The organism is Klebsiella sp. ZJOU C1, assembly GCF_035620215.1.
GTDB classification, from domain to species: domain Bacteria; phylum Pseudomonadota; class Gammaproteobacteria; order Enterobacterales; family Enterobacteriaceae; genus Klebsiella; species Klebsiella variicola.
Window position 1 is genome coordinate 802,170 of record NZ_CP141644.1, and the last position, 11,472, is coordinate 813,641.

The 11,472-nt window shown below is 54.8% G+C and carries 10 protein-coding genes; 3 read left to right on the forward strand and 7 right to left on the reverse strand.

What is annotated here, in order from left to right; translation table 11 throughout:
* Nucleotides 1-9: 9 nt before the first annotated feature.
* Both sgrT and SPE70_RS03765 read left to right on the forward strand, forming a co-directional pair.
* Entirely contained in the window at nucleotides 10-162 is a 153-nt protein-coding gene (gene sgrT / locus SPE70_RS03760; protein WP_012542866.1) for a glucose uptake inhibitor SgrT, read from the forward strand.
* Nucleotides 163-433: 271 nt separating this feature from the next.
* Nucleotides 434-1,618 carry a sugar efflux transporter gene (locus tag SPE70_RS03765; protein ID WP_008807453.1) on the forward strand — a complete coding sequence of 395 codons (1,185 nt, stop codon included), beginning with the start codon at nucleotides 434-436 and terminating at the stop codon, nucleotides 1,616-1,618.
* Between the two features lie 44 nt (nucleotides 1,619-1,662).
* Here the strand turns inward: SPE70_RS03765 and SPE70_RS03770 are convergent, their stop codons facing one another.
* The gene (locus SPE70_RS03770; protein ID WP_064141796.1) at nucleotides 1,663-2,973 is read right to left on the reverse strand and encodes an MFS transporter; all 1,311 of its coding nucleotides are present in this window, start codon (nucleotides 2,971-2,973) and stop codon (nucleotides 1,663-1,665) included.
* 231 nt (nucleotides 2,974-3,204) lie between these two features.
* Between SPE70_RS03770 and SPE70_RS03775 the strand changes: the two genes are divergently transcribed.
* Complete coding sequence (locus SPE70_RS03775) at nucleotides 3,205-4,101, forward strand: LysR family transcriptional regulator (protein WP_012542863.1); 897 nt, start codon at nucleotides 3,205-3,207, stop codon at nucleotides 4,099-4,101.
* A gap of 37 nt (nucleotides 4,102-4,138) precedes the next feature.
* Here the strand turns inward: SPE70_RS03775 and aroD are convergent, their stop codons facing one another.
* The 6 genes from aroD to leuC all read right to left on the reverse strand — a co-directional run bounded on the left by aroD (nucleotide 4,139) and on the right by leuC (nucleotide 11,472).
* Nucleotides 4,139-4,894, reverse strand: coding sequence for a type I 3-dehydroquinate dehydratase (gene aroD, locus SPE70_RS03780; RefSeq protein WP_012968942.1), 756 nt, complete (start codon nucleotides 4,892-4,894; stop codon nucleotides 4,139-4,141).
* 30 nt (nucleotides 4,895-4,924) lie between these two features.
* Nucleotides 4,925-6,139, reverse strand: a complete 1,215-nt coding sequence (locus SPE70_RS03785) for an MFS transporter (RefSeq protein ID WP_012542861.1) — start codon at nucleotides 6,137-6,139, stop codon at nucleotides 4,925-4,927.
* Nucleotides 6,140-6,149: 10 nt separating this feature from the next.
* Complete coding sequence (locus SPE70_RS03790; protein ID WP_008807448.1) at nucleotides 6,150-7,013, reverse strand: shikimate dehydrogenase; 864 nt, start codon at nucleotides 7,011-7,013, stop codon at nucleotides 6,150-6,152.
* 11 nt (nucleotides 7,014-7,024) lie between these two features.
* Nucleotides 7,025-9,058 carry an oxidoreductase gene (locus tag SPE70_RS03795; protein WP_119867138.1) on the reverse strand — a complete coding sequence of 678 codons (2,034 nt, stop codon included), beginning with the start codon at nucleotides 9,056-9,058 and terminating at the stop codon, nucleotides 7,025-7,027.
* Between the two features lie 397 nt (nucleotides 9,059-9,455).
* Entirely contained in the window at nucleotides 9,456-10,061 is a 606-nt protein-coding gene (gene leuD, locus SPE70_RS03800; protein WP_008807446.1) for a 3-isopropylmalate dehydratase small subunit, read from the reverse strand.
* A 10-nt stretch (nucleotides 10,062-10,071) separates the two neighbouring features.
* On the reverse strand, nucleotides 10,072-11,472 hold the full coding sequence (leuC, locus tag SPE70_RS03805; RefSeq protein WP_008807445.1) for a 3-isopropylmalate dehydratase large subunit: 1,401 nt from the start codon (nucleotides 11,470-11,472) through the stop codon (nucleotides 10,072-10,074).

Sequence of the window (11,472 nt, forward strand, 5' to 3'; positions counted from 1 at the left end):
GAGGTGAATATGATGAGGTCTACCGCAAAATCGTTCTACCAGCGCTATTTTTCTGCGACGCAGGATGCGTCCTGGCTGGCCCGCCTGATGGCAGGACGACAACAGGAAATCCTGGGAGAACTGATGCAGTGGGGAGTGACGTCAAAGGCCTCTGATCATTGACTTGCAGACATCATGTGTGACTGAGTATTGGTGTTATACTCGTCGTTTTTCACGCTGCAGGGGCGTTGGCCGCGACCGCTCGTTTCGCTGTCGATGCGCTCAGGGTCTGACGTTCTGGCCACGCTCACCCTTTCAGGGCCAGCACAAGCGCTGTGCAAAACGGTTAACCGTTTTGTCCTGCAACATGAAACCCATAGAGTATAGAATCACCCGCCAGCAGAAATCCTCTGCTGGCTTTTTTCGTTTACTTCGCGTGTGTTAAGGACATTCCATGCTGTGGTTGATGACGATGGGACGACGGCTAAACGGCGTGTATGCCGCCTTTATGCTGGTTGCTTTTATGATGGGCGTGGCGGGCGCGTTGCAGGCGCCGACGTTGAGTTTGTTTCTCAGCCGCGAAGTAGGGGCGCAGCCGTTCTGGGTGGGCCTGTTCTACACGGTAAATGCCATTGCCGGGATCCTGGTGAGTCTGGCGTTGGCTAAGCGCTCTGATAGCCGCGGCGATCGGCGGCGGTTAATTATGCTCTGCTGCCTGATGGCGGTGGGCAATGCGCTGCTGTTTGCCTTCAACCGTCACTACCTGACGTTAATTACCTGCGGGGTGATGCTGGCGTCCATCGCCAATGCCGCCATGCCGCAGCTCTTCGCCCTGGCGCGGGAGTATGCCGACAGCTCGGCGCGGGAAGTGGTGATGTTCAGTTCGATCATGCGTGCCCAGCTGTCGCTGGCGTGGGTGATTGGCCCGCCGCTGGCCTTTATGCTGGCCCTCAATTATGGCTTTACCACCATGTTTTCCATTGCGGCGGGCATCTTTGTCATTAGCCTGGCGCTGATTGCCATCAAGCTGCCCTCGGTCCCGCGGGTGGAACAGCCTTCGGAAGAGGCGGCGGCGCTGGTGCAGGCCGGCGGCTGGCAGGATAAGAACGTGCGCATGCTGTTTATCGCCTCCACGCTGATGTGGACCTGCAACACGATGTATATCATTGATATGCCGCTGTGGATCAGTAACGATCTCGGTCTTCCCGACAGCCTTGCCGGGATCCTGATGGGCACCGCCGCCGGACTGGAAATACCGGCGATGATCCTCGCCGGCTACTACGTGAAGCGCTTTGGTAAACGTAAAATGATGGTGGCGGCGGTCGCGGCCGGTGTGCTGTTTTATGCCGGGTTGATTCTGTTTCATGGCCGTACGGCGCTGCTGGCCCTGCAGCTATTTAACGCGGTCTTTATCGGTATTATCGCCGGGATCGGTATGCTGTGGTTCCAGGATTTAATGCCGGGCCGGGCGGGGGCGGCGACCACCCTGTTCACCAACAGTATTTCCACCGGCGTGATCCTCGCCGGCGTGATGCAGGGGGCGCTGTCGCAAAGTTATGGCCACGCCAGCGTCTACTGGACAATCGCCGCGATTTCGCTGGTGACATTGTTTTTGACCAGCAGGGTGAAGGATATCTGACAATCTGCCTTGCCCCGGCGAGCCGCGTCGCCGGGGCAAGCTGACTACTCCAGGACGATACGCTTGATATCGCCGATGATAAAAATGTAGGCAATCACGCCGATCAGCGCCGTCAGGCCGACGTAGATCAGCGCGTAAAAGAAATTACCCGTTGCGGAGATAATCACACCAATTATCAGTGGCGCAATAATAGATGCCATATTGGCGCAAAAATTAAATATGCCGCCGGTGAGGCCTGCCATATTTTCCGGGGCAATATCAGAAATTAAGGTCCAGCCCAGACCGACCATCCCCTGGCCAAAAAATGCCACCGACATAATAATGATTACGGTGCTGTTAGCGCTTACCCAGTTTGCCGCAATAATACAGCTGGACAGTAGTAAACCGGAAATTATTGGTAACTTTCGACTGATGTTGACGGAGCCGGTTCGCTTCAGCAACCGGTCCGAGATCCAGCCGCCGAAGAGGATGCCGATCGCGGCGGCGAGGAAGGGCCAGGTGGCGAAGAATCCAACGTGAAGCCAGGGGAGATGGCGCTCGTTGGCAAGATAGCTGGGAAACCACGTCAGAAAAAACACCAGCGTGGTGTTCCCGGCGAACTGGCCCAGACTGGCGCCTACGATCTGACGACAGCCCAGCAGACGCCTGGCGTCACGCCAGTTAAATGGAACGTTCTGGATTTTATTGTTAATGCTGTTTACGCCGATGTAATCCAGCTCTGCTTTATTAGCCGTGCGTGATTCATGCGGTTCGTGATAAAAACGCCACCACACCAACGTAAATAAAATACCTAATCCGCCGGTGAGAAAAAACAGCGTTCTCCAGCCATGGTGTTCGAGGATTAAAAATAACAGCGGCGAGAAAGCGGCCAGCCCTATATATTCGCCAACTGTATATGTTGCCGTCGCCCGCGCGCGCTCATGCTGGGGAAACCAGGTGCTGACGATGCGGCTGTTGGCCGGAAAGCAGGGCGCTTCGCTGACGCCAAGCCCCAGGCGCAGGAGGAGCAGGGTTTTCAGCCCGAGGGTAAAACTCTGCAGCAGAGTAAACAGCGACCAGAAGAAAATAGACAGGGTATAGGTGAGCTTGTTACCAAAACGGTCTAAAAATACCCCGCCAGGGATCTGTGCCAGCGCATAGGTCCAGGCAAAGGCGGAGAAAATGATGCCCATCATCGCTGGATCGATATGAATTTCCTGGGTTAATTGTGGGGCGACAATACCCAGGATGGTGCGATCGAGATAATTGATCATCGTTCCGACGGACAACAGCAGTAAAATAACTATCCGAACGCGGCTTCTTTTTTTCGTCCCCGATGAGGAAGTGAGGACTTCCTGAGAGTTTGACATACTCATAGCGAGTTCCTTTAAAGTTTAAAATATTTTTGCATATATTCGCACATGCAAAAACATCTCCAGGAACTATAGATAGTATCTATGAATGGCAACGCTTTGTTGCACATTCATACGCTTCACAAAAGAATATTTGATGTAACGCCGATATTTACCCGCTCTCGCACATTATTGGTGGCTTGCATGGTATATTAGCGTCAGTGCATTTATTCTTATATTATACGGGCAAAAATAATGAACCTAAAGCAACTTTATTATTTTAAACGTCTGTCTGAAACCGAACATTACACCGAAGCCGCCTCCAGTCTGTGCATCACCCAGCCCTCGCTAAGCCATGCGATATCGGAGCTGGAGAAGGAGTTAGGGGTCGCGCTGTTCGCCAGACAGGGACGGAACGTTAAAATTACGCAAAACGGCAAGCGTTTTTTGCCGTATGTCGAAGATGCGCTGGCCTCGCTGGAGAATGGCCGGATGACATTACAAAAAAATGGCGCCGAGAATAAAGAGAATATTCGCATCGCCTTTATTTACACGATGGGCGAATATGTTGTTCCGCAGTTAATTAATCAATATTCTCTTTCACCTGAATGTCACAACGTTACTTTTTCTTTTACTCAGGGGACATCGCTGACCCTATTGCAGGAGCTGAAAGCTGGCAAAGTCGATCTGGCGATTTGCTCTTATATTGCGGATGAGCCGGATATCGATTTTATTCCTGTTATTCAGCAGGAGCTGGTGGTGGTCACGGCGAAGGATCATCCGTTGGCCCGCCTGTATGAACATGAGGTCGATCTGGTAGAGACGATTCATTATCCCTATATCTATTTTTCAGAGAATAGCGGTTTACGTCCGTTTATCGATAATGTGTTTATGCAGCAAAAGCTGGTGCCGGAGATCGCCTGCTACGTGGATGAGGATACCGCGATGGCCGGGCTGGTCAGTATTGACTATGGGATCGCGATTATGCCGCGGATCTCCGCGCTCTCCTATTACAACGTTCACATCCTGAAGATTAAAAACACCATCCCCCCACGCTATATCTATCTGGCGACAATGAAAGATCGGTTACTTTCCCCGGCGCTACAGTCATTTAAAAATGTGGTTATCCACGACAGCCAGAATCTCTGTTAGTGGATGGCCCGGAGATCGCCTCCGGGCCATTCGGGCATCAGGAGAGAATATCCATCACTTCACGTAGTTTGGCGATGGCGATCTGTCCTGGCGCAGAAGCCTGTCCTACGGTACCGAAGGTCATCGCCGAGCCGAATAAGCGCCCGGTAACCCGGCTAACGCCACCGGATTTGCCCATCGACATGGTAATCAGCGGGCGAGTGGCATATTTTTCTTTCATGGTCAGCGTAGCGGCAAGCAAGGTCAGAACGTCCTGCGGCGACTGCGGCATCACCGCGATCTTCGGCAGGTCGGCGCCCAGATCCTGCATGCGGCGCAGGCGATAGATAATATCTTCCTGAGCGGGAGTCTTGTGGAAATCATGGTTACTCATGATCACCTTGACGCCCGCGGCATGCGCATCGTCAACCAGCGCGCGGATCTGCGCTTCATCATTGAATAGCTCGATATCGATAACATCAACCAGTCCGCTGCGCGCGGCTTCGCGATTGAGCGCGAAGTACGCTTCGTCGCTGATCTCGGTTTCGCCACCTTCTTTCTTGCTGCGGAAGGTGAACAGCAGCGGGAGCGCTTTCAGCGCGCCACGGATTTCCGCCAGCGCGGCCATCACCTGGGTCATGTCTCTGACCTGGGTAAAGTGGTCAACGCGCCATTCGATAATATCGGCGCCGGCATCGACCAGACCATGGGCGTTACCCAGTATCTCATCGAGGGTTTTGCCGATCAGCGGTACACAAATGAGGGTTTCCCCTTCCTGAAAGGTGATGTTCTTTACGGTTACTGCATTTGTCATGTAGGTATCCATTATTGTTCGCGTTGAACCTCAGGCGGTGACTGCGGTGCGGGACACTTTTTGCGCCGCCCGAGCCTGCAGTTGACGATAGCCGATGTACAGGGCGATCACAAAGCCGATCACGGCGATTGCAAAATCAAACCACATAATGCTGGCAATACTGATCTGCGAAAGCTTTGCGGTGATCAGGGGGATCGTGAAGCTGGCGATACTGCCGGCGGTGTAGAAGATCCCGGTTGCTTTGCCTTTTCCGTTCGGGAAACTCATTGCCATGATTGTTGCTCCCAACTGCAGTACCCCGCCGGCGGCGGCAAAGCCGATGATAAAGGCGAAGCCGGTGACCATCATCGGCGTCGGGAACAGGCACACCAGCAGCAGCGAAATCATCGACAGGCCAGTATAGATGATCATGGCGATGGCTGAGCTGAACACCTCTTTGACGAAGGCGGCGGTCACGAAGACGCAGACCAGCGAACCGACGGTATAGATGCTAAGCAGTTTAATCGCCGAGGCGTAGGGCAGACCGACCACGAATTGACCGTACTGCGCCAGCCACTGGCTGACCAGATAGAAGGTTGCCATGCCAATGTAGCCGTACAGGGTGAAGATCACCATATCCAGCTTATTAGCCTGCGGCCGGGCAGTTGCTTCCGCCTGCGCCGTAGGGGCCTCCTCTTTTTTCGCCGACTGGCTATCCGGGAATGGCATTTTGAGCAGGTAGATGCCGCTCAGGACAAACAGTCCCGCCGCAATGACGAACGACCAGCCGAACCACAGATTCGCCCAGATCAGGAAGCTGATAATGAACGGCAGCAGGAACTGCCCGGCGGAAACGAAGGCTTTGATCAGCACGTTGGCCCGGCTGGCGGAGTGCGGGAAAGACTCCATTAGCGCCGGATAGGTTCCGGAGTCGAGGAAGCTATTCGCCAGGCCCGCCATAATGCCGAAGACGTAGGCCAGATAGATATTTTTAGTCAGCAGGATGCCGACGAAGAAGATCAGATAGCTGAGGATCCCCAGATAAATAAAAGGCTTACGGCCAAAGCGATCCGACAAAAAGCCGGTCACAATGGTCGCCAGCTTGCCGATACCTAACGAGGAGATAACGATGGATACGCCAGCAGCGTCTGTTCCCCACTGTTCCTGAAGATGGGCCATGTTGAGGGTGATTAAGAGCACCCCCATGCCGTGAATCAGGTAGTTGAGATACAGCCCTGCCGCAGTAGGGATGTATTTATTTTTCATCATTCGCCTCTTAGAACAGAATGCTCTTGATGTAATCAACCGGCATCTGTTTACCCGTCCAGATTTCGAACGCGCGCGCGCCTTGCCACAGCATCATCCCCAGACCGTTCAGGGTGCGGCAGCCTTTTTTCTCCGCCACTTCCAGCAGGTGGGTTTTACGTGGGTTGTAGACGACGTCAGAGACGATCAGATCCGGGCGCAGGAAGCTGTCGTTCGGCAGCAACATTTGGCCTTCGAACGGCTTCATGCCAACGCCGGTGGCATTGGTCAGGATCACGCTGCTGTCGATTTCGGCGCGCAGCTTGTCATGATCGTCGAGATCGAACAGATGGATCTCGCAGTTGGTGTTGTTGCGGATCTTAGCTACCGTTTCTTCGGCGTTGGCGAAGAATTTATCGCGGCGGTTAAAGATGGAGATTGCCTTCACGCCATCCAGCGCCGCCTGGACGCAGAGGGCGGTCGCCGCGCCGCCGGCGCCGAGGACGGTCATCTTCTTGCCGATGATATCGATACCCGCTTCGCTAAGGGCGCGCATATAGCCGGTGCCGTCGGTGATATGCCCGGTCAGTACGCCATCGTCGTTGACCACGGTGTTGACCGCCCCGACCAGCTGCGCCGCCGGCGACAGCTTATCGAGATACTGGCAAATTTCGGTTTTGTTCGGCATAGAGACATTAAAGCCGCGCAGCTTCATTGCCCGAAAGCCCTGCACAACGTCCTTCAGCTCCTGATTACCGACTTCAAAAGCCAAATAAACATAGTCCAGCCCGAGATGGGCGAAAGCCTCGTTATGCATGGTGGGTGACATGCTGTGGCGAATCGGGGTGGCGATCAGGCCAATCAGCTCAGTGTGTCCAGTAATACGTTCTGCCATGACAAAAATCCTCAATAAGTTAGAAAGGGAATTCGTTGTGCTTCGCGGCTGCCCAGCGCACCCATGTCTTCCAGGGTATCCAGCACGTTGCGGCCTTCGCGGATGCCGTCGATAATGCGCCGCGCCATCAGGCTGTCGCCGATATTCATGATTTTGACGTTATTGGCATTGGCCCAGCGCTCGATCTCGTCGAGACCCGTCCGGTTGGCGCGCATCCCCAGGCAGACAAAGCCGTAGTCAAAGGGGATATCGAAGGTTTGCTGTGTATTTTTCACCCGGAAATGGTCGGCAGCGACTGCCATCAGTTGGGTATTCATGTGCTGTTCGACCTGGTGCTCGTCGAGCATGGTCAACATGGCATTTTTGGTAATGATGTCGAGGTCGCGACCGGCGGCGTCCTGCATTTCGATTAATACCGCCTGCGCGCCGCGCGCCGTAAAGTATTCGATAACGTCGAGGCCAACGGCGCCTGCGCCGACGACGGCGATACGTTTACCCTCGATATCGGTAAATTTCGCCAGGTTGTCGATCATGCCGGTAATGGAAAAGACTTTGCCGTCCGCGGTATCAATGTTTTCCCGCAAGCCCTCAATGGGCGGCAGCAGCGGCGTTGAGCCGGTGGCGTTGACAATCAGATGCGGATGCAGGGCGGAAACTGAGGCCACGTCGGCACGTTTGCCGACCTGCAGCATCAGGTTGTCCAGCGAGGCGATGCGATTTTTCATAAACTGCGGGAAATCAGCGATGCGCTTTTTCTCCGGCAGACGGGAGATATCGCTGGCGAGGCCGCCGACGTGGTTTTTCGCCTCCAGCAGCCAGGTATGGCAACCGACTTCCGCCGCCGTGCAGGCGGCTTCCATCCCGGCGGTGCCAGCGCCGATGACCACCACGTTCGTTTCGCGACTGACGCGGCGCATTTTATAGGCATCGCCGTGGATGATGTCCGGGTTAATCGAACAGCGCAGCGGGCGCGAGCGGGCGATACGATGGTCAGCGCAACCGATATTGCAGGAGATGCATTTGCGCATCAGGCGCTCTTTACCGCCTTGCACCTTCTGCACCCACTCCGGCTCGGCAATCAGGCCGCGGCCAATGGCAATAAGGTCGGCATCGCCGCTGGCGAGAATATCCTCGGCCACCTGTGGTGAGCGAATATTGCCGGCGATGACCGTGGGCTTATGGAATTTATCGCGCACCGCGCGGGAGAGGTAGCGCTTCCAGCCATCCTCCAGCGACATCTGGTCGATTTGCAGATTCAGGTTGTCATTCTGCGCCGCAGAGACGTTGATGATATCGACCTTATCCTGGCAGAGTTCAAGGATGCGCAGGGAATCTTCGAGGGTATTGCCCCCCTTGAGGAAGTCGTCGGCGCTGATGCGCAGGCTGACCGGAAAACGCGGCCCCACGCAGGCGCGCACTTTATCGATAATCAGACTTAATATCCGGGTGCGATTTTCGACGGTGCCGCCAAATTCATCGGTGCGTTTGTTAAATAACGGCGATAAAAACTGGCTAATTAAATAGGAATGACCGGCATGAATTTCGACGCTGTCAAAACCCGCACGACGAACGCGCTCCGCGGCATCACCAAACTTTTCAACGGCATGATAAATTTCCTCATGCGTCATTGGGCGTGGAATATTTCCGTGCTTTTTCGAGGGCGTCGTGGAGGAAGAGAGTGGCGTCTGACCGTCAAGGCGGTAGGCGTACGCCGAAGCGCCAGCATGATTTAACTGAATGGATACGCAGGCGCCATGTTTATGCAGGGTCTCGGTTAATTTAAACAGTCGCGGAATATATTGATCGTTATCGATGCGTAACTGCGTGGTGCCGTTGGAAGCAAAGGGAAAATCAATACAGATGTTTTCGATGGTGATAAGTCCGGTGCCGCCTTTGGCCCGCAGTTCATAGTATTCCAGCTGTTCCTGCGAGACCTCGCCGTTGAGCGTGGCCATATTGGTGCCCATAGGGGGCATGATAATGCGGTTTTTTAGCGTCATGCCGTTGATGGTCAACGGACTGAAAAGGTGCGGATAGTGGCTCATCTCTTCTCTCCACAGGAGGCCGGGAGGCCGATATGCGGGGGCCCGGGCGTGTCCTTAGTTAATATTTCTCTGTGGGCAAAGATAGCGAGGGGAAAAATCGAAAAATAATGTTTTTTTTTGTTCTGAGCTATAGGGGTTCTCTATGAGATTAACGCTTCTTTCACATTCTTATATTTTTATATTAAACACTCGTGCCTTATTTTTACTTGCAGTGAAGGGATAATACATAAACAACGAAGAGGAAGAGAAGGAAAGCGGAATGATTCTTCTTTATGGTGTGGGGCAGGGTGGGGTCAAGGCCTGACAATCAGCGAATCAATATTGGTTTTTGTGCGTGAGATCGCAATTTCCGCCGCGATAAAATTAAAAAGCCCGGTCAAATGACCGGGCCCGAAGGTTAATTCATAAACGCCGGCAGCTTGCGTTCATAGTCGGAAATCGCCTCTCCGTGCTGCAGCGTCAGGCCGATGCTATCCAGGCCGTTGAGCATACAGTGGCGGCGGAAGTCGTCGATCTTAAAGCTGTAGGTTTTATCCCCAGCTTTAACCACCTGCGCTTCCAGATCCACTTCAAACGTCATGCCCGGGTTGGCCTGCACCAGCTTGAACAGCTCGTCGACCTGCTCGTCGCTCAGGGTCACCGGCAGCAGCTGGTTATTGAAGCTGTTGCCGTAAAAGATATCGGCAAAGCTTGGCGCAATCACGACCTTAAAGCCGTAATCGGTCAACGCCCACGGCGCGTGCTCGCGCGAGGAGCCGCAGCCGAAGTTTTCACGTGCCAGCAGGATTGACGCCCCTTTGTATTGCGGGAAATTCAGCACAAAATCCGGGTTCGGCTGCTGGCCTTTATCGTCGAGAAAGCGCCAGTCGTTAAACAGGTGGGCGCCGAAGCCGGTGCGAGTCACTTTCTGCAAAAACTGCTTGGGAATAATCGCGTCGGTATCGACGTTTGCAGCATCCAGCGGAACCACCAGGCCGGTATGTTGGGTAAATTTCTCTGCCATGATGGTCTCCTTACTTCAGATTACGGATATCGGCGAAATGACCGGTAACAGCTGCCGCTGCGGCCATTGCCGGGCTCACCAGGTGCGTGCGTCCGCCGCGGCCCTGACGGCCTTCAAAATTACGGTTGCTGGTGGAGGCACAGCGCTCGCCCGGATTCAGGCGGTCATTGTTCATTGCCAGACACATCGAGCAACCCGGTAAGCGCCACTCAAAGCCGGCTTCGATGAAGATCTTATCCAGGCCTTCCGCTTCCGCCTGCGCTTTCACCGGACCGGAACCCGGCACCACCAGCGCCTGGACACCCGGTGCCACTTTACGCCCTTTAGCGATTTCCGCCGCGGCGCGTAAATCTTCGATTCGCGAGTTGGTGCAGGAGCCGATAAACACTTTGTCGATAGCCACATCCGTCAGCGGGATCCCGGATTTCAGGCCCATGTAGGCCAGCGCTTTTTCGGCGCTGGCGCGTTCCACTGGATCGCTGAATGACGCCGGATCGGGGATATTATCCGTCACTGAGATCACCTGGCCCGGGTTGGTGCCCCAGGTCACCTGCGGGGCAATCTCCGCCGCCTGCAGCGTCACCACGGTATCAAACGTCGCGCCATCGTCGGTTTTCAGGGTTTTCCAGTACGCGACGGCATCGTCAAAATCTTTGCCTTTCGGCGCATGCAGACGGCCGCGTACGTAATTGAAGGTGGTTTCGTCCGGCGCGACCAGGCCCGCTTTGGCGCCCATCTCGATCGCCATGTTGCACAGGGTCATACGCCCTTCCATGCTCAGATCGCGGATCGCTTCGCCGCAGAACTCAACCACATGGCCGGTGCCGCCGGCGCTACCGGTTTTACCAATGATGGCCAGCACGATATCTTTAGCGGTAATACCCGGCGCCGCTTTGCCTTGCACGTCGATTTTCATGGTCTTCGCGCGGCCCTGTTTCAGGGTCTGGGTCGCCAGCACATGCTCCACTTCGGAGGTGCCGATACCGAACGCCAGCGCCCCGAACGCGCCGTGGGTGGCGGTATGGGAGTCACCGCAAACAATGGTCATCCCCGGCAGGGTGACGCCCTGCTCCGGGCCCATGACGTGGACGATACCCTGGTATGGGTGATTTAAGTCATACAGCTCAACGCCAAACTCTTTACAGTTCTTAATCAGCTCCTGCATCTGGATACGGGCCATCTCGCCGGACGCGTTGATATCTTTGGTCTGCGTCGAGACGTTGTGATCCATGGTCGCGAAGGTTTTACCCGGTTGGCGCACCTGGCGGCCATGCGCGCGCAGGCCGTCAAACGCCTGCGGGGAGGTCACTTCGTGCACCAGATGGCGGTCGATGTACAGCAGCGGGGTTTCGTTCTGCGCCTCATACACTACGTGCGCATCAAATAATTTTTCGTATAACGTCTTCGCCAT